29 protein-coding genes and 2 pseudogenes are annotated in these 26,230 nt (G+C 36.8%); 21 read left to right on the forward strand and 10 right to left on the reverse strand.

The features are described from left to right. Positions 1-209: 209 nt before the first annotated feature. Complete coding sequence (locus ACZ5N5_RS05395; RefSeq protein ID WP_054789173.1) at positions 210-686, reverse strand: SRPBCC domain-containing protein; 477 nt, start codon at positions 684-686, stop codon at positions 210-212. 213 nt (positions 687-899) lie between these two features. On the opposite strand from ACZ5N5_RS05395, the gene ACZ5N5_RS05400 reads away from it, so the two are divergent. Together ACZ5N5_RS05400 and ACZ5N5_RS05405 are read left to right on the forward strand one after the other, a co-directional pair. Continuing rightward, positions 900-1,418: a P-loop NTPase family protein gene (locus ACZ5N5_RS05400; RefSeq protein WP_464373386.1), complete on the forward strand. Its 519-nt coding sequence runs from the start codon at positions 900-902 to the stop codon at positions 1,416-1,418. Positions 1,419-1,683: 265 nt separating this feature from the next. Next, the gene (locus tag ACZ5N5_RS05405) at positions 1,684-2,109 is read left to right on the forward strand and encodes a GNAT family N-acetyltransferase (RefSeq protein ID WP_464373387.1); all 426 of its coding nucleotides are present in this window, start codon (positions 1,684-1,686) and stop codon (positions 2,107-2,109) included. Between the two features lie 1,064 nt (positions 2,110-3,173). Here ACZ5N5_RS05405 and ACZ5N5_RS05410 read toward each other — a convergent pair. Further along, positions 3,174-3,734, reverse strand: a complete 561-nt coding sequence (locus ACZ5N5_RS05410; RefSeq protein WP_054789172.1) for a class I SAM-dependent methyltransferase — start codon at positions 3,732-3,734, stop codon at positions 3,174-3,176. Positions 3,735-3,992: 258 nt separating this feature from the next. On the opposite strand from ACZ5N5_RS05410, the pseudogene ACZ5N5_RS05415 reads away from it, so the two are divergent. After that, positions 3,993-4,143, forward strand: a pseudogene (locus ACZ5N5_RS05415) (DUF2332 domain-containing protein); the annotation flags it as partial. Positions 4,144-4,440: 297 nt separating this feature from the next. Here the strand turns inward: ACZ5N5_RS05415 and ACZ5N5_RS05420 are convergent. Together ACZ5N5_RS05420 and ACZ5N5_RS05425 are read right to left on the reverse strand one after the other, a co-directional pair. Beyond that, positions 4,441-5,478, reverse strand: a complete 1,038-nt coding sequence (locus tag ACZ5N5_RS05420; RefSeq protein ID WP_464373388.1) for a sigma-E factor regulatory protein RseB domain-containing protein — start codon at positions 5,476-5,478, stop codon at positions 4,441-4,443. Then, complete coding sequence (locus ACZ5N5_RS05425; protein WP_464373389.1) at positions 5,479-6,054, reverse strand: sigma-70 family RNA polymerase sigma factor; 576 nt, start codon at positions 6,052-6,054, stop codon at positions 5,479-5,481. Positions 6,055-6,291: 237 nt separating this feature from the next. On the opposite strand from ACZ5N5_RS05425, the gene ACZ5N5_RS05430 reads away from it, so the two are divergent. From ACZ5N5_RS05430 to ACZ5N5_RS05440, 3 genes are all read left to right on the forward strand, one after another. Then, positions 6,292-7,251, forward strand: coding sequence for a M23 family metallopeptidase (locus tag ACZ5N5_RS05430; RefSeq protein WP_464373390.1), 960 nt, complete (start codon positions 6,292-6,294; stop codon positions 7,249-7,251). 152 nt (positions 7,252-7,403) lie between these two features. After that, positions 7,404-7,994 carry a lysophospholipid acyltransferase family protein gene (locus tag ACZ5N5_RS05435; protein WP_277679264.1) on the forward strand — a complete coding sequence of 197 codons (591 nt, stop codon included), beginning with the start codon at positions 7,404-7,406 and terminating at the stop codon, positions 7,992-7,994. Between the two features lie 26 nt (positions 7,995-8,020). After that, the gene (locus ACZ5N5_RS05440; protein ID WP_464373391.1) at positions 8,021-8,212 is read left to right on the forward strand and encodes an isochorismatase family protein; all 192 of its coding nucleotides are present in this window, start codon (positions 8,021-8,023) and stop codon (positions 8,210-8,212) included. 130 nt (positions 8,213-8,342) lie between these two features. Here ACZ5N5_RS05440 and ACZ5N5_RS05445 read toward each other — a convergent pair whose 3' ends face one another. Then, complete coding sequence (locus ACZ5N5_RS05445; protein ID WP_054789366.1) at positions 8,343-9,578, reverse strand: IS110 family RNA-guided transposase; 1,236 nt, start codon at positions 9,576-9,578, stop codon at positions 8,343-8,345. Positions 9,579-9,900: 322 nt separating this feature from the next. Between ACZ5N5_RS05445 and ACZ5N5_RS05450 the strand changes: the two genes are divergently transcribed. From ACZ5N5_RS05450 to ACZ5N5_RS05495, 10 genes are all read left to right on the forward strand, one after another. Then, entirely contained in the window at positions 9,901-10,326 is a 426-nt protein-coding gene (locus ACZ5N5_RS05450; RefSeq protein ID WP_464373749.1) for an isochorismatase family protein, read from the forward strand. Between the two features lie 15 nt (positions 10,327-10,341). Next, positions 10,342-10,806: a VanZ family protein gene (locus ACZ5N5_RS05455; RefSeq protein ID WP_464367481.1), complete on the forward strand. Its 465-nt coding sequence runs from the start codon at positions 10,342-10,344 to the stop codon at positions 10,804-10,806. A 46-nt stretch (positions 10,807-10,852) separates the two neighbouring features. Further along, positions 10,853-11,119: a hypothetical protein gene (locus tag ACZ5N5_RS05460; protein WP_054789224.1), complete on the forward strand. Its 267-nt coding sequence runs from the start codon at positions 10,853-10,855 to the stop codon at positions 11,117-11,119. A 152-nt stretch (positions 11,120-11,271) separates the two neighbouring features. Further along, positions 11,272-11,328 carry a putative holin-like toxin gene (locus ACZ5N5_RS05465; protein ID WP_464373750.1) on the forward strand — a complete coding sequence of 19 codons (57 nt, stop codon included), beginning with the start codon at positions 11,272-11,274 and terminating at the stop codon, positions 11,326-11,328. A 460-nt stretch (positions 11,329-11,788) separates the two neighbouring features. After that, a complete protein-coding gene (locus tag ACZ5N5_RS05470) occupies positions 11,789-12,841 on the forward strand; it encodes a LacI family DNA-binding transcriptional regulator (protein WP_464373392.1) in 1,053 nt (350 codons plus the stop codon). A gap of 188 nt (positions 12,842-13,029) precedes the next feature. Next, positions 13,030-14,307, forward strand: coding sequence for an ABC transporter substrate-binding protein (locus ACZ5N5_RS05475; RefSeq protein ID WP_054789221.1), 1,278 nt, complete (start codon positions 13,030-13,032; stop codon positions 14,305-14,307). A 69-nt stretch (positions 14,308-14,376) separates the two neighbouring features. Next, a complete protein-coding gene (locus ACZ5N5_RS05480; protein ID WP_109983402.1) occupies positions 14,377-15,240 on the forward strand; it encodes a carbohydrate ABC transporter permease in 864 nt (287 codons plus the stop codon). Beyond that, a complete protein-coding gene (locus tag ACZ5N5_RS05485; RefSeq protein WP_109983401.1) occupies positions 15,237-16,061 on the forward strand; it encodes a carbohydrate ABC transporter permease in 825 nt (274 codons plus the stop codon). Before ACZ5N5_RS05480 ends, ACZ5N5_RS05485 begins: the two co-directional genes overlap by 4 nt. A 20-nt stretch (positions 16,062-16,081) precedes the next feature. After that, positions 16,082-18,346: an alpha-xylosidase gene (yicI, locus tag ACZ5N5_RS05490; protein ID WP_464373393.1), complete on the forward strand. Its 2,265-nt coding sequence runs from the start codon at positions 16,082-16,084 to the stop codon at positions 18,344-18,346. A gap of 574 nt (positions 18,347-18,920) precedes the next feature. Then, entirely contained in the window at positions 18,921-20,276 is a 1,356-nt protein-coding gene (locus tag ACZ5N5_RS05495) for an alkaline phosphatase (RefSeq protein WP_464373394.1), read from the forward strand. 94 nt (positions 20,277-20,370) lie between these two features. On the opposite strand, the gene ACZ5N5_RS05500 is transcribed toward ACZ5N5_RS05495, so the two are convergent. The 5 genes and pseudogenes from ACZ5N5_RS05500 to ACZ5N5_RS05520 form a co-directional block, all read right to left on the reverse strand. Beyond that, positions 20,371-20,727 carry a VOC family protein gene (locus ACZ5N5_RS05500; protein WP_054789220.1) on the reverse strand — a complete coding sequence of 119 codons (357 nt, stop codon included), beginning with the start codon at positions 20,725-20,727 and terminating at the stop codon, positions 20,371-20,373. 162 nt (positions 20,728-20,889) lie between these two features. Next, positions 20,890-21,123 (reverse strand): hypothetical protein, encoded by a 234-nt coding sequence (locus ACZ5N5_RS05505; RefSeq protein ID WP_054789219.1) that lies wholly within the window; start codon positions 21,121-21,123, stop codon positions 20,890-20,892. 123 nt (positions 21,124-21,246) lie between these two features. Further along, positions 21,247-21,819, reverse strand: coding sequence for a hypothetical protein (locus tag ACZ5N5_RS05510; RefSeq protein WP_464373395.1), 573 nt, complete (start codon positions 21,817-21,819; stop codon positions 21,247-21,249). Between the two features lie 101 nt (positions 21,820-21,920). Next, positions 21,921-22,019: pseudogene (locus tag ACZ5N5_RS05515) on the reverse strand (VOC family protein); the annotation flags it as partial. A gap of 146 nt (positions 22,020-22,165) precedes the next feature. Further along, positions 22,166-23,041, reverse strand: a complete 876-nt coding sequence (locus ACZ5N5_RS05520) for an aminoglycoside phosphotransferase family protein (RefSeq protein ID WP_054789216.1) — start codon at positions 23,039-23,041, stop codon at positions 22,166-22,168. Between the two features lie 228 nt (positions 23,042-23,269). Here ACZ5N5_RS05520 and map point away from each other — a divergent pair, with 228 nt between their 5' ends. The 5 genes from map (at position 23,270) to ACZ5N5_RS05545 (ending at position 26,221) form a co-directional block, all read left to right on the forward strand. Next, positions 23,270-24,016, forward strand: a complete 747-nt coding sequence (map, locus tag ACZ5N5_RS05525) for a type I methionyl aminopeptidase (RefSeq protein WP_464373396.1) — start codon at positions 23,270-23,272, stop codon at positions 24,014-24,016. A gap of 8 nt (positions 24,017-24,024) precedes the next feature. Continuing rightward, complete coding sequence (locus tag ACZ5N5_RS05530) at positions 24,025-24,477, forward strand: GNAT family N-acetyltransferase (protein WP_464373397.1); 453 nt, start codon at positions 24,025-24,027, stop codon at positions 24,475-24,477. A gap of 361 nt (positions 24,478-24,838) precedes the next feature. Beyond that, positions 24,839-25,165, forward strand: a complete 327-nt coding sequence (locus tag ACZ5N5_RS05535; protein WP_054789214.1) for a PadR family transcriptional regulator — start codon at positions 24,839-24,841, stop codon at positions 25,163-25,165. A 1-nt stretch (position 25,166) separates the two neighbouring features. Next, on the forward strand, positions 25,167-25,586 hold the full coding sequence (locus ACZ5N5_RS05540; protein ID WP_464373398.1) for a permease prefix domain 1-containing protein: 420 nt from the start codon (positions 25,167-25,169) through the stop codon (positions 25,584-25,586). After that, positions 25,583-26,221 carry a hypothetical protein gene (locus ACZ5N5_RS05545; protein WP_109983382.1) on the forward strand — a complete coding sequence of 213 codons (639 nt, stop codon included), beginning with the start codon at positions 25,583-25,585 and terminating at the stop codon, positions 26,219-26,221. Before ACZ5N5_RS05540 ends, ACZ5N5_RS05545 begins: the two co-directional genes overlap by 4 nt. The last annotated feature ends 9 nt before the right edge of the window (positions 26,222-26,230 follow it).

Raw genomic sequence — 26,230 nt, forward strand, 5'->3', positions numbered from 1 at the left:
TTTACATTATTCAGTTAATAATGCAACATAAATTTCGGAATCTAATAAGATCATTTTCATAAAAACCTCCGTTCCCTAATATAAGGAATATAATAACATAATTTAGCTTTTATAGTAAAGAAAAATTTTTATTATATTTTCAAAGTGATGAATGTAGGACGAGGTTAGAATTTTATTAAATGACAAAGTAGAACAATGCTGCTAGCTTGTCATTCGGTAAAGATAGCAAGATTCTCCAGTGTGGATCTTAAACCTATGTCGTGATCCTCCTTTCTTATCCCTTCCGGTACGTTCTCACAAATGATAGTAACCTTTGTACCTTCAGAAATATCTTCAAAAAGCCATTTCTGAATCATTTCACCAGAGAATGCAGGGTCATCAGAATTAAATTCTACGGATTGCACAATTCGCTTATTTGGAACCAGTTCCAGAAACTTCCCTTGGGCTACATCTGTGTTTTCCGTAGTCTTACCAGGTGCCGATGGATCCATTTCATATGTAAGGGTCAATTGATAGGTTCCACCTTCGCGTGGGTTAAACGTATCAATATGCCCTGACATTCCTTTTGGTGGAAGCCATGAAATGAATGCTTCTGGATTCACGAATGCCTGAAAGATCGTTTGCGGTGATGCTTTAATCACTCTTGAGGCAGAATCTGTTCTCCTAATACTTGAATCATTTGCCATGATAATATCCTCCCTGTTGACGTTCTTTTCATTTAAAGCTTATCATATAGGATTGCTAGAAATTTCTTTTCGATTGCTTTCATAAGCACTAATATTTAGACTAACAGTTATAAAGATTCAAAGTATAATATTTCTAACAAATATACTCTCCAAATTTCAAACCTGTTATACTTATGATCATCAACAAGAATAATAGAAAAAGAAGGTGTCCAGATGAATCGAATCATGGTTATTGGAATTTCCCCAGGTGTAGGGAAGTCAACCTTTGCACGAAGGTTAGGAAATATACTGAATCTAAAAGTCTATCATCTAGACGCTTACTATTGGAAACCAAATTGGATCGAAGCCCCATATGAAGAATTTGCTAATGCCCAAAAGGAAATAGTGAAGAAAAGCCAATGGATTATCGAAGGAAATTATAATAAGACCTTTGATATACGCGCCGAGCATGCTGAGGCGATCATCTATTTAGAACTTCCTCTACGCGTTTGCCTGTATCGAGTCGTCAAGCGATGGCTAACGAACATCGGAAAAAACCGACCAGATATGGGAGATGGCTGTACGGAGAAATTGGATTGGCCATTCATCAAGTTTATCTGCACCACGTACTATCCTCGTAAGAAAAAAATGCATCAACGATTTCAAGATTTCCAAAGAATTGCCCCTGAAAAAGAAATAATTATCCTGAATACAAAAAAAGACATGAAACAGTATTTGGAAGAGATAAACTAACAAAAATAATAAAGTATATACAAGAACAATTATTGGAAGTGGTAAACAGTTAACCTTTATTGCGTTAACGGGGATTTTAGTGTAAGAAGGAGTCGAATTATCAATTTGGAAATCGGCTTTATTTATGTCTTGAAAACTTTAACAGACTATAACAGTTCTACTTGGTGTCATATCTCTAACAAGGGATTAGAACTTATTGTGTTAAAGGGCAGTTATATGTAGTATCTTTCTAAAAACAATCTTAATTTGTTGGGAGGGAAGGAAAGTGAATGCAAGATTGAATGAATTAAAAATAAGTGACGATAAATCACTTTTAAACATTGATACGATTTACGTTTTTATGCAACGTAGTTATTGGGCAAATAGGAGACCCAAAGATAAAATCAAAAAATCTATTGAAAACTCCTTATGTTATGGGGTTTATGATGGTGATAAACAAGTGGGTTTTGCTCGTATTGTTACCGATTGGGCGACAATGCTCTATTTATGTGATGTATATATAGATGAAGATTACAGAGGACAAGGGATAGGAAAGAAATTGATTGAAGAAATAGTAAGTTCTAAAGGCTTAAGGAATTTATTTGGTTATTTGGGTACCAAAGATGCACATTCACTTTACGAACAATATGATTTTATTCGGGAACAGGAAAAAGTAATGACTCGGATGCCTGACTTTTTAAGAAATAAATAAGGGCATTGTTGTTCAACAAACGGGTAGGTGTGACAAGTTCTGTAATAAGCGATCTTAGCGTGAAATACAGGGGATTCACTAGATGAATTCTAACTTTACAAGGGAGAATAGGAATGACGGAACCATGTTTCCAGAAACTATTCCATCAATACTCCTGCGTGCGTTATAAATAACAGGTTATAGGGTTCGAAGCACAGGTAGATTCGGTTGAATGAAAGCTAAAGCCATCTTTACAGAAGGGTATGCTGACAGATAGACCGCATGGCTGAAAAACTAGATATGGTGAGAATAGTTCTAATAGCGAAAAGAACTGACGAACTCCCGAAGGTACGGGTCTAAAGTTAGAACATAGAGGAAACCTATGGCTCTTCATACTAAGAGGTGAGTGATGTAGAGTAAAAATCTACCCTATGAAATACATTATACTGAACAACGGCAGTATCAAGCTCAGAGGCTCAGAGGAAGCACCTACCTCTAGAATGGATAGCTACTTTGTAAGGTACTTGGGAAGTAAGAAACATCGATACATGGACTGTTATCCTAGATGGTTACTATAAGGCAAAAGCTGAAATGTATTTATTCTTGCGAAGGTAGGGGCATGACCGAAGAAACTTCTGTAATGGAAGTGGAGGAATAGCCCCAAGTCTAGTAATATAGAATGATTATTTTCCTAACGTGAATTGCACCGGTCGGGTAAGAATGTGGGGACATTATCTAAGAGAGGATGGTGCCACAGTGCAAACGCTAAGATATTGGGATTACTACGATACGATATGACAGATGCTAAACAAGTTGAACACATATCGTAAAAAATGCGGTTTAAATACAATCATGTGATTTCAATTCTAGTTAAGTAACAAGGAACTTATAATCTAGTACATATTATTAGATGGCACGCGGAATGATGGGAAACTATCACGTTCCGTGTTGGGGAGGGGAAAAGCTGGAGATAATTTCAAACGCTTACCTATTGCTACCTTTGTGAAAGAAGGATTCGTTTTCCAAATTAAAAAATCGACTAAATCTCCCGTTACTTTAAGTACACTTATTCACAATTGTGGTTTTTAAAGTTTTAGAGCATCAATAATCAGAGAAGGAAAAATGAGGTTTTCACCTTGATTTCTTGGGTCATATTTCTTAGAACGAAAAATTACACCGTCAGCTCCATCCCATTGATTTTGATAGAATTTTCCTTCTTCATCACAATACTCTAGTAATTTAACTTCATATCCAGCAGTTTTAAACATTTTCGTCAACGTCTTATAATTAAGAACAATTTTGTGAGTAGCTGCTGCGTGTTCTTTTGGACCAGGCCCTCCTACTTGTATTATACTTTGATAAGTTTCATCTGGAAAATACCCATCAGGTACTGCACAGCGAATATATCCAGAATGTTTTAAGTACTTATAACACATTCTGGCAGCCTTAACACCTTCTTCGTATGTGAGGTGCTCCCAGACGTGTTCAGCCAAAATTGCTTTAATAGAATTTTCATTGAACTTGCTTTGCCACATATTTTCATCTAATAAGTTTAATTCATTTTCCTGTGTATGTATCCATCCAGGATTGTTGACGTATTCCCCTGCTCCGATGACCACTCTAAAGTCTGATCCAATTTTATTCAATTTTTGCTCATCCTTTCAGTAACAGTCCTATTTAAAACAGTTATCTTTAATTTTCTTGTTGTATTCCCATGCCCCGTTATATAATAATTTCTACAAAAATAGCGTTAATCCTTCCTGAATTAACGCACTCGTTAACACAATAATAAAACTACTTATTTTAAGACCTTCCAATCTTCATAAGTTTAAGGTTATGACACTTCGACAAAAAGCCTATATATTAAATTTTAATCTTAAAAACCCTATCTAAACTTCTAAACAGTTGGGAGTAAAAGGGACGTTTTCCATCTATATAACAATATGTGGAATAGAAACCTTCAACTTGATTATTTTATTGATGGTGTCGAATACAATCAAACTATTGGTTCAACCGATGGTCACGTAAAGATGGTTCGAGTGGAATATTGAATAGAAAAATTCTAACTCAGCAGCAATCGTGAGCTTTAAGGAATAACGAAAAAGCTTAAACTTTCTGTAAATTTACGGAGAAGTTTGGCTTTTTAGTATTGTAAATTCGCATTTTCTTGACGGTACCCCATTATCACATGAATTAGTGGCTGCGCTTATACTAAAATCCAAGTTGTATAGACGCAACCAATACTAGTAAAAAATTTTTACTTCATTTTTCAACTCCCTAAATATTATAAAATCCAAAATAATATACCATATATTAAATTTTGTACAAACTATTAACTTTTTATAATTTCTATCAATATGTTGGTGCTTTATGTTCCGAATAGCCTTCAGGAGTGGAAGTAGAGAATTTCGTATTATCAATCTCTTGATTTATTTGAATATCATCTGTTACAAGATATTCAACCACGTCCTCCTCTTGATTGTAAATTTCATACTTTAGCAATATACCAGTTTGTCGATCTACCCAGAATCTGAATGTTGATCCTTTCTTTTTTAAGGAGCTATATTCATTTAATTTTCCTTTTATGATAACGACTTGACGATTCAGAAAATTTGTAGCTTGTTCTTCAATATCCCATTTTTCAGGGTCTTCTAAAAAATTAGTTGCTATCTCATATGGATAAATAGATCCTGATGCGCTTCCTGCATACGGATGATTCCTATACATATAAGTTGGTTCTCCATTCTCCGTTTGACCATAAACCTGATCTAAAGTAATCGGACCATTATCTTTAACAGAAGACGCATTGGTTAATAGATACTCTTTTGAGTTGTGCATTAGTTCTAAGATTTCTTTACCATTAAAAATGGTTGTTTTTCTATCATGTATTTCATTTGCAGAAGCTGAAACGGAAGAATCCGTTGTAACATATGAACCAATTTGTCCCTCTAGGAGACTAATCATATATTCTACTTTTTCTTCTCCAAACGATCCTTTTGTTCTATACGAACCTTTCACTGTATTAAACTTATCTACTGTGTTTAACAAAAGGAGATGAACCTCTTCTTTCGTTAGATTTTCTATTTTTTGATCATCTTTAGTTTCATTGATTATTTCAGTATCTTGGTCTAACGTTGGACTCGGGTTCGAATCAGCATTGAATGAGCGATCATTTAACAGGTAATTATTCGTAATCGTTCCGGATACAATAAATAAAACTGCTACTACTAATACACTCAACATTTTGGGTACAATACTTGGGAGACGTTTACTTTTGTCTTTCTTTTTTATCTGATGCATAACATTTTGCTTCTGTTGATTTTCAAACTTGATTCCTCTCAATTCTTTTGAAATCATTTCTTTTCTTAGATTCTTTAAATGCTTATCCATCTACTCATGTTCACCTCTTTCTAACCTTTCTCTGAGAATGTCTCTTGCTTTCCTCATTCTTGTTTTGATGGTGTTCTCTTTCAAATTAAGTATTTCTTTCATCTCTTTTATTTTTAGTTCTTCAAAATAATATAATATAATGACTTCTCGATATTTAGTTGGTAGAGAATAGACACAATCAATAAGAGGACTAGATACATTTTTTTCGAAATATAGTGACTCTGTTGAGGAGACTTTTTCTCGATTTAGTATTTGCTGCATACTAGTTGGAAGTATGCGCCTAAAATAAGAACTTTTTAAATAATCTTTACAACAATTGATGGTTATTCTATAAAGCCAGCTTTTTATGGAAGAATCATTTTTAAATGTATCTATTTTTTGATAACATTTTAAAAATGCGTTTTGGGCTAGATCTTCTGCAGTGGATTTATCTCTTACATAACTATAAGCCAACCAGATAATCTCCTGCCCATATTCATTCATTAAGTCATTCAGCCAAATTTCCGCATTTGTTCGAGTCATATTTTTATGATTCAATTCAATAAGAGATGTTTGATTAGAATAGTCGTTGGGCATAGCTTAACTCCTTTCTTCAAACATTAGACGTTATAAAAAATTATTTGGTTTTATTTTTTAATGCTTCGTTCTCTTTTTAATGCATTATTGAATTATGGTAAAGAGATTTATAATAGGTTAAGTAGTAAAATACTATACCCTATAGTCCTTAATATCAATAGATATGATAATACAAGAGATGAAACCTTTCCCCTTCCAAAACGTAAACCATATAAAGAAAAAGAAGGGAGCTTTCTCATGAAACGTTTAGGAAAAATATCTCTAGCATTATTAGCAGTTATAGTTATCGTTGCCTGTTCCAATAAGAAAGGCTCTAATGGAGAAGAAGATAGCCCTTCCCAATCTTTTCCACCAGAAGACCTACCCGAAAAGTTTCTAGCAGGTGAATTTGAAGCGATTTACCATCAAACGAGTAAGGCCTTTCAAGAATCGGTGTCATTGAAAGAGTTCAAAAAGCTCGGTAAAGATTTTACTAAAGGAGTCAATAACTTTGAGTCTGTTTCTACCATGCCTGTTCAAGCCTTTACAGAATATCAATGGATAAGTGATGCAGGAGACAAGGGGATTCGCAGTTATTTTGCCGAGGACTACACGATCGAAGGCTTGCAGGTATTACCGATTCATTCCTATGAGAGTGATGAGGTGTATACGAAAAATACGTATCAGATGCCAATGGCCGGTGAGTGGTTTACCTTCTGGGGTGGTACGAATGAGCTTGTCAACTATCATTATGCAGTGGAAAGCCAAAGATATGCCTATGATTTAGTGATAGTGGAGAATAATTCTACTTTTGAAGGGGATCCAACAAAAAATGAAAGCTACTATGCTTTTGGAGAAGACGTCCTTGCCCCTTATGATGGAATAGTAGTATCTGCAGAAAATGAGATAGAGGACAACACCCCAACCGTTGATACCAATGAAAAAGAACCACTTGGGAATCATGTCATCTTGAAGCATGAGCATCAGGAATATAGTGTGATCGCCCATATTCAGAAAGGATCCTTAAAGGTAAAAGAAGGGGATCAGGTTAAAGCAGGTGACTTGTTAGGTTCTGTTGGCAATTCAGGTAATTCTAGTGAGCCACATATTCATTTTCATGTAGCGGACGGAGAAAATTGGCTTGAAGCAACTTCTATCCGAATCAAGTTAAAGGATGGGATAGAGCCTGTTCGTGGAGAAAAAGTGACAGGGTTTTGATGGAATGTTATACGAGAAGACGATCCATCGGTAACAATGGGTCGTTTTTTTCCTTTCTTCAAAAGTGCTCAAAATCTGGGATATTATGTTATTATAGATGAAATAAAATGAAGAGCATCTAGTATTCTTTCGTTCTAGCAGGAGGAATGGAAATGTTGTACACAATAGGCAGATTTATCATGAAATTATTTATTAATATATTGGGTGGAGGGATACGGGTTATTAATAGAGATAGAATACCTGAGGATCTCGATAGTTATGTAGTGGTTTGTACACATCGAACGTGGATGGATGTGATTGCATTAGGGGTCGCAATGAAGCCCACTCCTCTACACTATATGGCGAAAAAGGAGCTTTTCGGTACGAAGCTTACTCATTGGCTTTTCCAATCACTACATGCCTTTCCAGTAGATCGAGCAAACCCTGGACCGAGCTCACTAAAAATTCCCCAAAGGTTATTAAAGGAAGGAAAAGTTGTGGGGATTTTTCCAGGTGGCACTAGGTCTAGTGAAAACAGTGGGTTGAAACGAGGGGCGTATGTGATTGCAAAACGAGCAGGAGTCCCCATTGTTCCAGCCGTTTATCAAGGGCCGATCACATTAAAAAACCTATTCAAAAGGCAAAAAATTTATGTCAATTTTGGAGAACCAATTGATTTAGGTGAATATAGCTCAAAAGACAGTGAAAGAGTTTTGCAGAATATTCAGGAAGCGTTTTTTGCATTAGATAAAGAATTAGATTAGTAAGGTATAAGAAAGGAGAGGAAGATTTGAATCAATTACTGCTAATTATCGACGCACAGCAGGAATTAATGGATGGGAATGAGACAGAAAGTGGGGTATTTCATAAAAGTCAACTAATTAAAGCAATCAACCTAGTTATCGAAAAAGCGAGGAAAGCTGATGTTCCAATTGTTTTTGTAAGGGATTTAGACGTGGCGGAAGGAAAAGACCTGCGGTAATATGTCAAGATACAAAATAAAAAAGATTTAGATATCAAGGTGCAATTTTGTTAAAAAAGGCAATAGGAAACTAGACCATTAATCAAATGTAAATTAATGGTAATTACACAAGGGTTGTAGAAGCTACTTTCTAAGCTTCATGTTTCACGCTCCCTTGTGGCGTGTAGATTTGATGGTTGCGTAGTAGCGCATCCACCAAACGCACTAATTTTCTAGCGGTTAAGACGAGTGCTCTTTTATGTTGGTGTTTCGGTACTTCACGGTATTTCTTCTCGTAATAAGCTTGGTATTCAGGTACATGCCTTCTCACCGAGTTGGCGGCTTCAACAAGGTAATAACGCAAATACTGATTCCCGTTACGAGATAAGGAAGTATCATCTGCCGTAAACCTGCCTGATTGGTGTTTTCGCCAGTATAGTCCTGCATATTTGGCTATTTTGGCCTCTGCTTCAAATCGTTCAATCTGACCGATTTCTGCGATGATACCAGCAGCGAATACAGGTCCAATTCCGGGTGTGGATTGCAGGGTATTGGGTAAGCCAGCCATGATTTTAGTGATCGCTTTATCGATTTGCTTGATTTGTGCCTTCATGGTGCGAATCAGCTCAATAATAGTGCCCAAGATGAGATCAATCGAGTCTTCCACTACCTTATCCAAACGATAGGAAGAACGTACTGCTTTTTGAATGGACTTGGCCACTTTTTCAGGGTCGTGAAAACCATTTTTACCTTTGGTTTGGAGGTAATCAGCTAGGTCTTCGATCGACATCTGAGCGAGTTCTTCCAGGCTATATTTTTCAAAGAATAAGTCCATCATAGCTTGTCCAAACACGGAAGATTCGACGTTTTCTTGAAACGTATTACACTTATAACTCAAGTGTTGAAGAAAATGTTGCTTTTCTTTGGTCATCTGATGTACGAGTTGGTAGCGAGAGCGTGTCAACTGTTGTAGGGCAACGTATTGACTCTCTTTGACCACCGACATCGATAAACGACCAAATCGTAAATAATCGGCAATCACAAATGCATCAATCTCGTCGGTCTTGTCCATGTCTGGATAACTCTTTTTGAAGTTGGCAATCTGTTTTGGATTCATCACAAATACTTGTGCACCAAGCTTACGGAGCTCTTCATCCTGATGAAAAAACATCGCTGGATGAAAACTGTACACGGAAGTGGATTCTAAGCCAATCTTTAATACTTCCACAGATTGTCCATCCATGGTACGAAAAATAGCTTCACGTAAAGCAGTAGCACCAGGTAAATCATTCGACACGGTGAAGGAAGATAACTTTACACCTTCACTATCTAACAAACAAACCTTGATATCAAAAGAACTAACATCTAATCCGACAAATAATCGCATGGGGAATTCCCCTCCTTTCTAAATTAGAATCATTGGAACCTATCTTGGACGCCTCGGGATATCCCTAGTGTGAACGCCGATCAACAACCTCGTGTATCAGTACTATCTCTGTATCGAAAGCCGCCTTGGAGCTACTACCATCCAAGTTCGAGGGACAGAGTGCACAGCCTGCGAGTAGGAAGGTCTGCACGTACACTGGGAAACAGTCTTTAAATGTGGTTAGCCACAGGAGATGACAGAATTGTCCCAAATGATCCTTAAGACCATTATCTAGGAACATCACAAGACGTCCAAGTGTTTTTTGAAATTTATTGCAGGTCAAATGAGGAAAATAGTGAGTCCAACAGATGGGCTTAAATATAATATACGAGGAGATGGCTTCGAGATTCATAAAGAAATAAAGGTACCAGATCATGCGGAATTATTTGATAAAGAAGCTACTAATTCCTTTCACGGAACAGGATTGTTGGAGCATTTAAGATCCCAAGAAACCAAACACATTGTCATCATGGGCTGTGAAACACAACATTGTATCGATAGCGCAGTTCGGACGGCAACGATTAGTGGCTTAGATGTCACCTTAGTCGCGGATGGCCATTCGACAAGAGATACGGAAACCTTAACTTCCGAACAAATTATTCGTCACCATAATGAAACATTGCATGGTCATTATAATGTCGAACACTTTTCCGTTGTCCGCAATTCAAGGGAAGATCTATTTCAGCCGACACATGACAACTATAGATAATCCAAGGAGATAAAAATGAAAACAGCAATAAAAGTAGTGATCGGTCTCAGTTTTTTACTATATGCATTTGTAATGATCATGCTATTATTTTTTGACTATAGGGGGACGATGGGAAATGGTCTTTCCTTTTTCGAATATGTTAAGAGTTCCTCTAATTTTGTCCCATTTGACACTATTAGGACCTATTTGCAGGTAATGCTGAATGGAAGTATGAATCGAGATATCCCGATAAAAAATCTTGCTGGGAATATTATTCTTTTTATTCCAATTGGTATTTATCTACCATTTTTTATGGGGAGGGCGAGAAAATTAGGTGCAGCATTACTTTTCATGATGTTGATCTTGCTCCTGATTGAATCTATCCAACTAGTTACAAGAAGAGGCGTCTTTGATATAGATGATTTTATTTTAAATATGTCTGGTGCTCTCATTGGATTCGCTATTTGGAGAATTAAGATTGTGCAAAAGTGGCTTACATAATGAACCGACGATATGAAAGAGAGAATATCGGATACTTTTTGTTGTTTTGGGAAGCCTTGTTGCTATCCGCATTTTTGGATTTCGTTATGACTCTTGGACGGTTTTCGGTTTAATCCTAATTGGTATGTTGTTTCTTTCATGGATACGCCCTTTAGCTTATATTGTTAGTATAGCTTTTTCTACAGGGTGGTCTATTATAGGTGTTGTCATTGGAATGGGATTTTTACAATCATCCTTATTTGCTGTGATATTTGCTACTATTGCTATTCTAATTGCTATAAGACTACATTTTGAAGTATATCGAATCGCTTAACAAATAGTGTTAAAATCCTTTCGAAAATATCTATTAAACGCTTATGGATGTTATAATAGAGATAAGTGCATAAGGCTTTTATGGGTGGTGGCTCATTCCCTTTTAAAGAGAAAGGGGGTGAGTGTATGACGGTATTCGAAACCATTTTCTTGATGATTTCTTTCGCATCACTAATCGTAGCTATACTGTCATTTCATCAAAAAAAATAACCACCCTATCGCCTAGCAAACGTTTAGGGTGATTATTTTTCATCTAACAATGTGAGTTGCCCCCTTAAAGGGCTATTGCACTAAACAACCGTCTGGTGTACCACCACCAGATGGTTTTATTATTATATGACCTTCTATTTATATTATACCCGATTTTCAGTATCTAAACAATAACTGCTATGATCTTTAATGACAGAATGGGAAGAAGAGATCGAGAATAGTGAGGAGGAGAGGTTAATACGATCCTGCGAAAGTCTTACCTATATCAACTTACACAATGCATATCATATTGGACAAATCGTACATATTCGTAAGGATGGGCAGTTTTGGGATAAGGGGCAAGGCGTAGATTATACTATATGATTTTTAGCGTTGGACAAAAATTGAAAAACTTGACAATCGAATAAGAAACATTGAATAATGAGTACGGTTACATCAATAAGAAAAAGGAGGTGGCAACGTGCGTGTAACAGCAAAAATGATTGCTGAAGAGCTAGGTTTATCGATTGCTACGGTAGACCGTGTGCTCAATAATCGAAAAGGGGTAAGTATTAAAACAGTAGAAAAAGTAAAATCGAAAGCACAGGAATTGGGCTATAAGCCGAATAGAGCAGCGAAGTTTTTAGCTACACAAAAAGTAACGAATATTGCCTTTATTTTACCTGTATTTCCGAATTATTTCTGGGATCTTCTAGATCATGAAATTAAAGAAGGGGCAGCCCTTTATTCAGAGTTTGGCTTAAGGGTAGAAGTGCTCCGCGTACATACTGTCCCAGAGAATCAACAAGTAGAATATGTCCAAAAGATTGTTAATATAGGAGAGTATGACGCTATAGTCATCGCTGCTCATGACTCGAAACCTTTAGAAACTATTATTGAACAAGCGATGAAGAAGAATATCGCTGTTTTCACTATTAACACAGACGTTCCAAATAGCAAAAGAATTGCCTATGTAGGTAGTGATTATTATGATGCCGGTTTTTTGGCAGGGGAATTAATTCACCTGTTTGAAAAACAATCACAAGAAATTATTATCATAAGGGAACAAGAAGACACCTTCCAGATGGTGAATAAGGAAAAAGGCTTTAAGGATTATTTCTGCAAAACAAATAAGGATGTCCAAATAAGGGAGATCAAATACGATACCATTGCCTATATAAAAGAAGGGATGGTCGAGCAGCTCATAAAAGACCATAGTGAACTCCTACAAAAGGCAGATGCCGTCTATATTGCTGGAGGTCTATTGGATAAATTCACCCATTATATGGAAAAATGGGACAACCGACCGATTTTAATTGGACATGATATGAACGAATCAATTTACCATGCATTCGAGCAAGATTTGATCACGGCTTCTATTTGTCAGGATCCAGTCGCACAATCTGCCTTTACGTTAAAAAAATTGACGCAATACTTTCTAGATGAAGACAATAACCCAATCGAATCCTATATTGTCAAGCCTGAAATCGTCACAAAAGCGAATGCGAAGTATTATATGAATAGAGCAAAATAAATACTTCTTACAAAAAAATGAGGTACGTATCTCAAAAAATGATTGACGTACCTCAAAAAATGGTTTATGATACAAAATAGTTAGAGAATAAAGTCTTTATATTTTTTTCAAGTAAAATGAGGTACGCACCTCAGGTTGTTATTTGAAAATGGGCATGTCATTCAAAAGTTAAACGAGGAGGATAAGGAATGAAAATTAAATTAAGCTTGCTCTCAATTATTTTATTAGGATTACTTGTTGCTTGTGGTTCAAATGAAAGCGGTGACAAATCCGGGTCAGGAGATAAAACAGTCATAGATGTGTTTAATATCAAGGTAGAAACGACAGACCAATTAAACAACTTAGTGGAATTATATGAAGAGGAAAATGAAAACGTAGACATTAATGTGACAACAGTAGGTGGTGGACAAGATGCCGCTTCCGCACTCCAGGCAAAATTCTCATCAGGCGAAGAACCGGCCATCTTTTTACTAGGTGGGTTATCTGATGTCGAAAAATATCAAGATTATCTATTAGATGTATCAGACATGGAAAGTGCAAAAACAGCCATTGAAGGGACATTAGACGGTGGGTCTATGGACGGGACACCTTATGGTATTCCTTTAAATATTGAAGGATATGGCTGGATGTACAATAAAGACATTTTTGAACGAGCTGGGGTAGATCCTGCTTCGATTGATAGCTATGAAGCGTTTAAAGAAGCGGTAGAAAAAATAGATGAACAAAAAGAGGATCTAGGTATAGAAGCTGTGTTTGGATTTAGTGCAAAAGAAGACTGGGTAGTAAGTCAATATTCTAGTCATTTTACCGCACCAGAATTTAATAATAACGTCAAAGAGGCATTCGAGGCAGATCAGCTAAACTTTGAGTATGGTGACCGAATGAAGGAGTATACCGATTTATTTAACAAATACAACTATCAACCAATCTTATCACTAGATTACAGTACTTCTGTAGAAGAATTATTTGCGAATGATCAGGTAGCAATTATTCACCAAGGTAACTGGATTGTTCCTTCATTAAACAGTTTAGATGAAAGCTTTGTCCAAGAGAAATTAGGTATTCTTCCTCTATTTGTTGGACCAGAAAACGAAGGAAAAATCGTTGCAGGCCCTTCCTGGTATTGGGGGATTAATAAAAAGAAAGACGATGCTGTTGTAGAAGAATCGAAGAAATTTTTAGATTGGATGTATACCTCTGAAAAAGGTAAAGAGCTAATTGTAGAAAATTTTAAATATATTCCTTCCCACGAAGGATATGATCCTGAATCGATATCTGATCCTGTGTCAAAGGAAGTATATGAGTACTTGTTAAATGATAAGTCAAGAATCTGGACAAATAATCAGTACCCAGATGGCTTCTTCTCAGAGGCTTTATTCCCAGAATTCCAGAAATATTTAGACGGTCAAAACAGCTGGGAAGAGTTTGAAGAGAAAGTCGGAGAATCTTTTACGAAGATGCGATAACATTCCCAAGGTTGGTGGAGCAATGACATTCTTTGCTCCACCATACATCTAGAATAAAGGAGTGGGAAAATGAATTTTAAAAGCCGCACATATTGGCTGTTTTTGCTACCGACATTACTAGCTCTATTAATCGTTTTAATCATTCCTTTCTTTCAAGGCGTCTACTACTCATTTACCGAATATAATGGGTTCCAGGTATCTGCTTTTGTTGGATTGGACAATTATATTAAATTATTCACAGACGATCAATTTCTCTATAGCTTAAAATTTACTGCAGGTTTTTCGATTGCCTCTGTTATTGGGATCAATGTGATTGGCTTAGCCTTTGCTTTGTTAGTGACACAAAAATTAGGGAAGGTCAGCACATTGTTCCGTACCGTTTTCTTTATGCCAAACCTCATTGGCGGCATTATTCTCGGTTTTATTTGGCAGTTTGTCTTTTTAAAAGCCTTTTCAGGAATTGCAGACGTTACAGGTATTGAGTTTTTTAAAGGCTGGCTATCTAATACAGAAACGGGTTTTTGGGGATTAGTCATCCTGTTTGTATGGCAGATGAGTGGTTATATTATGGTCATTTATATTTCCTTTTTGAACAATGTACCAAAGGAACTGTTAGAAGCGGCTACCATTGATGGCGCGAACAAATGGCAAAGCTTCTGGAAGGTTAAATTTCCACTTATTATACCAGCGTTTACCGTCAGTTTATTTCTAACATTATCCAATGCCTTTAAAGTGTATGATCAGAATATGGCATTAACAGGTGGAGGGCCATTCGGATCAACGGAAATGGCGACAATGAATATTTACGACACTGCCTTTAAAGTGCAAGATATGGGATATGCGCAATCAAAGGCGATTATTTTTCTCATTATTATTACATTGATTTCTGTTATTCAACTCTATTTAACTCGTAAAAAGGAGACAGAGCTATGAGAACTAAAGAACGCACACATAAGTATACGATGATGTTTATCGGTGCCATTGTCTCTTTGTTGTGGATCTATCCCTTTTATTTAGTATTTGTCAATTCAATTAAAACAAAGTCGGGTATTTTTAAAGGAACATTAGGTCTTCCAACCGAACCAACATTAGAAAATTATCCCGTCGCATTGGGTGAGCTAGATTTTCTATTAACGTTTTTCAATTCAGTGGTAGTGACAGGTGTTAGTATTCTGATTATTGTGCTTTTTACTTCTATGGCTGCATATGCCTTATCTCGTAAGCCTGGTAAATCTAGTACAGCTATCTACTTTTTGTTTGCTATCTGTATGCTTATCCCATTCCAGTCGATTATGATTCCATTAGTTTCCTTATTCGGGGCTGTGGAGATGTTGAATCGAACGGGTCTAGCGATTATGTATTTAGGGTTAGGCTCAAGCATGGCGGTATTTCTTTATGTAGGTGCAATGAAAAGTATCCCGAAAGCCTTAGATGAAGCGGCAATCATCGATGGATGTAATAGATTTCAAGTGTACTGGCATATCATCTTCCCTATGCTGAAATCGACAACGGTTACGGTTATTGTGCTGAATGCGATCTGGTTTTGGAATGACTATTTACTTCCTTCCCTTGTGATTAATAAAGAGGGAATGTACACGATTCCATTGAAGACCTTTTACTTCTTTGGGGAGTACTCTACTCAATGGCACTTAGCCTTAGCGGCATTAGTTATTGCCATGATTCCAATCATTATTTTATATATGTTTCTACAACGCTATATCATTGATGGTATTTCAGATGGGGCAGTTAAATAAAAAATATAGGAGGCAATCAGATGAAATTTACAAATGGTAATTGGTTAGTTAGAGAAGGATATCAAATACATTTTCCTCGAATCGTGCATGAAGTAGAGGAGCGCGATGGGGCCGTCACCTTATATGCACCGTGTAAATATTTAAATCACCGTGGGGATACACTAGATGGTCCATTACTGACGATTAAAATCTCTGCCCCAGTAGATGACGTGATTCGCGTGCAGACATGGCATTTTAAAGGAGGAAAAGCAAGATATCCTCAATTCGGAGTGCTAGACCAAATGAAGGAGATTGAACTAGAGGAAAAAGAGGATGCCGTTCATTTTACGAGTGGAGGCTTACAGCTTTCTATTACGAAAAAGGACTTTTCCTTGTCATTTAAAAATGCAGCAGGTAATCTAACAGATGCCGATGGAAAAGGGCTTGCATGGATCGAAGGACCAGAGGATAAGACTTATATGAGAGGACAGCTTCGCTTAGGAGTTGGTGAGCATCTTTATGGTTTAGGCGAACGCTTTACTCCGTTTGTGAAAAATGGGCAAAGTGTCGATATTTGGAACAAAGACGGTGGTACTAGCTCGGAGCAATCGTATAAAAATATTCCGTTTTACTTAAGCAGCAAGGGATATGGGATTTTTGTCAATCACCCGGAGGAGGTTAACTTTGAATTAGGGTCAGAAACTGTTTCTCGCTCTCAGTTTAGTGTGGAGGGAGAATACTTAGACTATTATTTTATTAATGGGCCAACACCAAAGGAAGTAGTTAGTCGCTACACAGAGCTCACTGGTAAGCCAGCATTACCTCCAGCATGGAGCTTTGGTTTATGGTTGTCGACTTCTTTCACAACAGACTATAATGAAGAAACGGTGAATCACTTTGTTGATGGGATGGCAGAGCGAGGTATTCCGCTAAGTGTGTTCCATTTTGACTGCTTCTGGATGAAGGAATTTGAATGGAGTAACTTTATTTGGGATCGTCGTAATTTCCCAGATCCAGAAGGGATGCTGAAGCGTTTAAAAGACAAAGGGTTAAAAATTTGTGTATGGATTAACCCATATATTGCGCAAAAATCACCACTGTTTGATGAAGGTGCAGAGAAAGGCTATTTATTGAAAAAACCGAATGGAGATGTGTGGCAATGGGATCTATGGCAGGCTGGAATGGGAATTGTCGATTTTACCAACCCTGACGCGTGTGCCTGGTTCCAAGAAAAACTAAAAGCATTGCTGGATATGGGAGTGGACTCCTTCAAGACGGACTTTGGCGAGCGTATTCCAACGGATGTTGTCTATTATGATGGTTCCGATCCACAAAAAATGCATAACTATTATGCGTATCAATACAATGATGTCGTCTTTGATTTATTAAAACGAGAAAAAGGGGAAGAAGAGGCGATTGTTTTCGCACGTTCGGCGACAACAGGTGGTCAAAAATTCCCTGTTCACTGGGGTGGAGACTGTGATTCCACGTATGACGCAATGGCTGAAAGCTTACGTGGTGGTCTATCGTTAACCACTTCTGGCTTTGGTTATTGGAGTCACGATATTGGTGGCTTTGAAAATACGGCAACACCAGATGTATTTAAACGTTGGACTGCCTTTGGATTGCTATCCAGCCATAGCCGATTCCATGGAAGCTCCTCCTATCGTGTGCCGTGGAATTTTGATGAAGAGGCAGTTGACGTAGCGCGTCATTTTACCAAGCTAAAGAACAGCTTAATGCCATACTTATATGAACAAGCCGTACAAAACAGCAAGACAGGAATACCTGTGATGCGTTCGATGGTGCTGGAATTCCCAGATGATCCGCTTTGTGAAACATTAGATCGACAATATATGTTAGGTGAGTCTGTTTTAGTAGCACCGATTTTTAATGAAGAAGGCATAGGTTCCTTCTACTTACCAAAAGGAAAATGGACACACCTATTAACAGGGGAAGTAGTGGAAGGTGGCACATGGATTAAAGAAAAATATGACTACTTCAGCCTACCATTATTCGTAAAGCCGAATACGATTTTACCAGTTGGTAATAGTGAGGAAAAACCTGTTTACGATTATATGGATGGGGTGACCTTTAAGATTTATAGCTTAGAGGAAGACCAGAAGGTGACACAAAACTTAGTCAATGCACAAGGGGAATATATCGGTACGGTTTCAGCCATTCGTCAAGGACAAAAGGTTACTGTCACCACTTCGGGATTAAATAAGTCATATCATGTAGAAGTGCCTGGCTATAAGAAAGTCTCTGCAAATGCAGGGGAAGAAACGATCGAAATCAATTTGTAAAAGGAAACGGTGATGGAGCTTGGAGGCTTGGTCACCGTTTTTTTACGTAGAATTAGCTAGTGAAAGATTTGAGATATTTTCACAGATAACCATCACAGTTCATTCCGTTATTATTCAGTCAACAACAAGCAACACGCTGCTAGTAACATGAGTTTTAAGTGCATTTTCGCCGTAGCTCCGGATCAAAATGGCACTTATAATCGGTATAAGAACCATTTTTGTCGAGGCATCGGTTCAAAATAGTACTTAAAATCGGTATAAGTGCCATTTCCCCAAGAATTCAGCCAGAGATGGTACTTAAAACCGATTTAAGTGCGATTTTTATCAAACATTTAGTCCAAAATGGTACTTATATTCAGTGCAACTAGAGCTAGCTCTACCGCAATTTAAGTACAAACTTATCTAGTGCCCAAGTAATAGATTCCCCACAGAACTATGATGAAGTAGAATACTCATAGTTTTTTAGTAGGGCTTTTCTTTAGCGAAGCTTAACTAGATTTTAATAGTTTATTAACATTCATCTAGTATTTTGTAACTGTAAGCAAAAATAATCTATTTAGGGAGTTGGTAAAGAATGTTCAAGAAGATTGGTGCGATTGCACTTAGTACAGGCCTTGTTTTATCTGCAGTAAGCATTCCTGTTTTAGCGGACAAGCCCGATTCACCAGGCAAAGGAAAAGGGTGGGGAAAAGGTGGAAAGAAGATAGAGAATGTTATTTACATGATTCCAGACGGGTTCAGTCCAGACTATGCATCCAATTACCGTGCTTACAAGGGAGAAGAAGCGGTTTGGGATAACCATTTAAAAGGATTATATACCACCCATTCTGCAAACTCTGATATTACAGATTCAGCAGCTGCTGGTACTGCCATGGCTACTGGAGAAAAAACGAATAATGGTGTTATTGGTCTCGACGCAGAAGGTAATGAACTAACATCGATTTTAGATGCAATGGAGAAAAAAGGGAAGTCTTCCGGGTTAGTAGCTACGTCTACGATAACTCATGCGACGCCAGCTTCTTTTGTTGCCAATGTAGATGACCGTAATAACCAAACAGAAATTGCTAGACAATATATTGCAAGTGAAGTAGACGTGCTTCTTGGTGGAGGAAAAAATATGTTCCTACCAGAAGCAGAAGGTGGTAATCAAGAAGAATTAAATCTATTAGAAGAAGCGGAGGATGCTAATTTTACATATGTGGAGACACGCGACCAATTAGAGGATGGCACAGATATTGATGTAGAGGATGGAGAAAAATTACTCGGTCTTTTTGCTGACGATGCGCTAGCTCCTGAATTACATCGTGACAAAACAGTAGAGCCTAGCATTGCAGAAATGACGGAAGCATCCATTGATGTATTAAACGAAGATAAGGATGGATTTTTCCTTATGGTAGAAGGTAGCCAGATTGACTGGGCAGGGCATGATAATGATGCTGCATGGGCTATGTCTGATGTCGAAGCATTTGAAGAAGCAGTAAAAGTAGCGCTAGACTTTGCGAAAAAAGATCGCAAGACATTAGTCGTAGTCGGTGGTGACCATGATACTGGTGGGATGACAACAGGCTCTAATGGTTCGATGGAAGTAAATGCCGATATTTTGCAAGAGGTAACTGCAACAGGGGATCATATGGCTGCCCAATTAAATGAAGATCGTTCCAATATAAAGGAAGTCGTGGAGGAATATACTAATCTAACCCTTACAGAAGAGGAAGTACAAACGATTAAAAATGCTAACGAGCCTTCTATTGCTATTAACCAAGTAGTAAGTGATTATGCGAATGTTGGTTGGACTAGCTTAAACCATACTGGTGCGGATATTCAGTTATACGCCTATGGTCCGAAGTCTGATGAATTTAGCGGATTCTATGACAATACCGACATCCCGAAAAAAATCGCTGATATTTTAAAATTAAAGCTAGATAAATAAACTTAATTTAAGATTCTCCCCCCAATAAGATAAAGAAGAGCTTACCATGATGGTAGGCTCTTCCTGTTTAACGGATTTAGACATAGGAAACCAACTAACATTGACAAATCATCAAATGATTACCGTCTAAATCTTTAAAATTAAACCAATGATTATTTTCAATTTCTGTCGTAATCTCTACATTTTTACTTTTCATGTATTGAAAAGCTTCTTCTATATTATTTGTGTTTAAATGAAAAGGTGGCGTTTTATAAATATTCTCCTCTGAAAATATTTTTCTGTCTAATACAATACCTGTTCCGTTCATCGGTAATATGTACAGATGACCAAATAAAATTTCACCATCTGCTGGTAATGCTAATATGTCACAATACCAGTCGCGTGCTTTTTCAATGTCACTCACAGGAATAAATGTAGTTCCAATTTGATTTAATATTGGTTTTGACTTCATAATTTCCCCCTTGATTGTTTATTTTTTCCGTTGCTGAAAGTGTGCTCATAGCTACACTCATCAAGACATTAAAATTTAGTAGCTATCGACTTGCAAATTTTATCTATAAAACCACTCAATGAACAAAATAAATAGGGCAGCGATCGCTACCCTTTTATTTGATTATTCTTCCTCACTATAATTAACGTCAATAATAATTTCAGTATTTTCTACTGAAAAATTTACATTCCATCTAGGATGTATTTTAATTTTATTTCTTTCATCAAGTTCTAACATTCCATGTATCTCATCATTATTTTTAGAAATAAAGATAACTTGTTTCATTTCATCATTAACATAAACATTAATTGACTTATGATATTTAAGTGTAAAACCATTAAAGTTCATTTTCTTCATAGACTAAACTCACTCCTATTTATCATTTAGATAGAACTTTCCCATTTTTATCTAAGGATGCTTTTCTTTTTCCGCTTTTCTTTAGTTTCCATGCACGTCCGCCATGTCCGGCTGTATCCTTTTCTACTGACCATTTTCCATTTTTAAAAGTACCAGATTTTTTATTAAGGGAGTCTTACCATGCTTATCCTTAAAAGAACCTAATTTTACTTTTCCCTTTGAATCTAATAAAGATTTCGGTATACCATAATTAGAGGAAATCACCCTTTTTGGGTCGTTAAAAAAATTAGAAATGGTTTTATGTAACCAACTTCCAGCTTTAATAGTAACACCACCAACCACTATTGCACCAGTTGCAACTAATGCAACTTGTCCTATACCAGGAACAAAATAAATGGCAGGAGCCAATGCAAAGAAAGGTTGAACAGATGAACCATTGCTATTATAACCATCATCTAATAAAACAATTTCAGCTGACTTCAAATAATCTTCAAAGTCTTCTGGACTATAAAACTTACCATCTATTAAAATACCATCTACTAAAATCACAAAATTAGAATCATCACCTTGATTGGCACTTTCTTTATCACTTTTCAACTGAGAAGCTTTTACATTAGATAAATCAGATGTCCCCAATGTTGAAAAAACTAAAATAAAAGCTAGAGAAAACATAAATATCTTTTTTATCCATTTCATGTTAAACCCCCTTTTAAATTTTGGTAAATATCTTTTATATCTTACCACGCTAATTACAAATAAACAATATTTTCCAACGGGGTTATTTTATAAAATAGTGATAATGCTAATATGTCACAATACCAGTCGCGTGCCTTTTCAATGTCACTAACAGGAATAAATGTAGTTCCAATTTGATTTAATATTGGTTTTGACTTCATAATTTCCCCCTATTTATAGTGTTTTAACTAATTTGATTTTATCATAACCGCTACTTTTTGTTGATTTAATTTCCCAACAATGGATAAAGGACCGTCAATTATTGACGATCCTTTTAGTGAAAGAGGTGAAATAATATTTATATCTTTTAACTTTTATACTCATCAATGATTATTTTTATGATTCTACATGACTCTTCTGCTATTGTTTGGTTAGAATCCTTCTTATCATCATAAGTAATTAATGCCTTCCATAAAGCCCAACCTCTTGCTCTATTCCAAGTTTCTTCATCCATTTTCAATGCTCTCTTGAATCTCTCTCTACTACTGTCATCAAAAAATGTCCATGCCATTGCAGCATCACATGAAGGATCTCCAACACCTAACACGCCAAAATCAATAACGGCACATAACTTTCCATCTTTGACTAGGATATTCCCTGGTGCTACGTCACCATGAAGCCATACTGGTTCTTTAGTCCATTTAGAATCTAAGGACAACTGCCATATTTGGTTCAGTAAATGTTCATTAAAAATCTCTTTGTTATTTTCTATTGCCTTTCTTGACTCTTCATCATATACTGCTAAATCGCCACCCCTATAAAAATTATGACCACCTGCAATAGGACCCTCTTTTGCATCAATAGATTGTAATTCTACCAAAAATCTCCCTAAATCTTTGGCAAATTGCTTCAGATCAACGATATTTTCGCGGGTCACTGTCTCGCCTTCTAGCCATTTGTAAATAGACCAAGCGTAAGGATAATCTTTATTAGGTTTCCCTTTAGCAAGTGGTATAGAAATTGGTAGGGATAGATGCTTAGATAAATACGGTAGCCATTTATGTTCTTTCTCAACTTGAGGAGCATACCCTTTAGCACTCGGCATTCTTACACTCATATTTTCACCTAAATGAAAAGTTCTGTTGTCGTGGCCGCTCTTTTTAACTGGTTTTATTTTTAAATGGGACCATTCTGGAAATTGCTCTTTTATTAAATGTTGGACCAATTCTACGTTAATATTCATTTTATAAATACCCCTAATTTTTAAATTTTAGGGGAAATACGTTGTCGTCTGGGCTAATTACGCGTTATCCCCTAATATCGATGCCCAAAAAATTTATTTTCCTTTTCATAAATACCGCCTCCTCTTATTATTTAATATTCTATGTTCATCCTATGTATTCCTCTTGAAAGTAGCTAAAAATGTTATATTGTCTTAAAATAAAAGAAAAAGATAATCGGAGGTGCTTTGATGACAGTCGAAGATCAACAGGATATCGAGGGACTTAAAAAAATCGGTAAAATCGTGGCAACGACAATAAGAGAGATGAAGCGTCAGGTCAGGGCTGGCATGACAACCAAAGAGCTAGATGAAATAGGTGGAGAGATTTTAATGAGCTATGGAGCCGTATCAGCACCTAAAATTACCTATAACTTCCCTGGTTACACTTGTATCAGTATCAATCGTGAAATGGCTCATGGGATCCCAGGGAATCGAAGAATCAAGGAAGGAGATCTTATAAATATTGATGTCTCTGCAGAATTAGGAGGGTATTTTGCTGATGCAGGACAATCTTTTGTGTTTGCTCCCAACAACCCTTCTTTAACGAAACTTTGCGACTATACCCACCATACAATGATGAAGGTGATCCAATCGCTTAAACATAATGTTAAGCTGAATGAAATAGGGCGAATGATTCAACAAGAGGCTAAAAAAGGTGGCTATCATGTTATTATGAACCTGTGCAGTCATGGTATCGGAAAATCACTACATGAAGCACCAACGGAAGTTTTACCTTATTACGACAAGCATGATCAACGTTTATTAAAAGAGGGTATGGTTATTACCATCGAGCCTTTTTTAACAACGGGAGCAAATTATGTCGACCAAGGAACAGATGGATGGACATTATATATACCTGACGATAGCTATGGTGCACAGCATGAGCACACCATTATTATTACGAAGGATCAGCCGATTATTACAACGGTAGCATAGGTGTAAACATGATTAAAGAAATAGAAATAGACAAAAAAAGAGAAGCAGAGACTGTGCTAAACCTTCAAATACCAGCCTACAAGGTAGAAGCAGATATAATTGGTTCAGATGAGATCCCCCCATTAAAGGATACGGTAGAAACCATCCAGAGCTGTGAAGAAACTTTTTATGGATATTATTTGCACGAAGAGCTATGTGGGGCGATATCTGTGAAAGTTACCGATGAGGAAGTGGATATCCACCGGCTAATCGTCCACCCTGATCATTTTAGAAAAGGAATTGCACAGAAATTATTAGACTTTGTGGAGAATCAATTCCAAAATCGGGTCCTAAAAGTAGCAACAGGCGCTAAAAATACACCAGCTGTCCAATTTTACGAAAAGAATGGATTTGAAAAAAGGAAGGAAGTGGACGTAAGCAAGGAGATCACTTTAACTTTTTTTGAGCGAAGGAATGAATAAAGATATATACGAAAAAATAGCCACTTCTGTGCAGGAAGGAGGCTTTTTTTATGTCAGATGGATGGGGCAAATCAGCGGGAGAAAGTTCCAAACGATATATAGGACAGTTCGTCGCAGGAAAGCCCTCAAAATGATTGTTATGGCTGATATATTGGACAACTCTCCGAGAGAATCTCCTCAAACTGTCTGATATCCAGAATTTTTTGCTTGCTAGCCTAATTTATCACGGTACTGCTCTACTAACAGCAACCCCTGATGAAAAATCTCCATAAATTTTCAAAAATTACTTTGACAGATAGAGCAATTTACAGTATGATTACTCTATCACGTAGAATAGTGAAGGGAGCAGGAAACAGACCTTATGATAAGAAGTGATATTATTCGCGGCCACTTAGATTCGATCATTTTGCGATTGATTTCAGAAAAAGATCGCTATGGTTATGAAATATCAAAGGAAATTAGTACACGCACCAATAATCGATTTCATATTAAAGAGGCTACCCTATATGCCGTTTTTCAACGATTAGAGAAGAAGGAACTAATTGAGTCCTATTATGGAGATATTTCCAAAGGGGGAAAAAGAAAATATTATCAAATCACGACATTAGGTAAGGCGTATTTAAAGGAAATTGCTGAGGAATGGAAGGAAACAAAGGAAATCATCGATTTATTTATGGAGGGTATTTAAATTGAAGAAAATAAAAGTATATGTCAATGAGTTATTTAAGGATATTCCAGAAAGTGAACAAAAGAATGCAGTCATGCAGGAAGTTACACAAAACCTGGAGGAAAAAGTGCTGGATTTAATGGAACAAGGAAAGGAAGAAGAGGATGCGATCAATAAGGCGATCGTAGATTTTGGTGATATTGGCGATTTAAAAAAAGAACTAGGAGTCAAATCAGCCTTACCAAAACCAAAAAAGAACATGACCAAATTAAATCTTGGCTATTCGATCTGGGGCAGTGCGTTAATCATCGGATTATTCGTCTTTATTAATTTCTATTATTCCCCTGATATTATCTGGTTTGTTTACCCAACATTTGCCGTATTATGGTGGCCATTAACGATGTACTTTAGATGGCTACGTACAAAGGAGAATGCGAAATGAGTCGTTATGCAACAGGCTTTTCTATTGCAGGAAGTGTCCTAACTATTGCCTTTTTAATTGTCGTTAATCTAATAACTAATGGCTCTCATCCATGGTTTATTTATCCTTCTTTTGTGTTATTGCTTTGGCCAATTAGCCATTATTTTATGGTAAAAGGAGAACAGAAAAAATTTTCAATGGTATGCAGCCTACTGATTATTGGCTTCCTTTTCGTGGTCAATTATATCCAAACACCAGAATACCCATGGTTTCTTTACCCGATACTACCGATCTTGTGGTGGCCGATTCTTATCTATTTAGGAAAACGTGCGAAATCATTGGCAGTTGCTATGGTAGGGAGCACAAGTATTATGCTTTATTACATTATTCTCAATATCTTTCTTGCACCAGGTCATCCTTGGGCGATTTATCCGATATTTGCGGTGCTGTGGTGGCCACTTGCAATCTATCATGCACAGAAGAGGAGCTATGTTGCCTTCTCTGTTCATGCAAGCCTACTAATTGGCATCTTTTTCATTACGGTTAATATGATTACCTCACCAGACACGATCTGGGCAGTATACCCAATATTCGCTGTAATTTGGTGGCCACTTAGTATGTATTACTTTGTGCATAAAAGAAAATCGGAAGTGTAACAGGGAGGA

It is taken from the genome of Gracilibacillus sp. JCM 18966 (genome assembly GCF_055392695.1).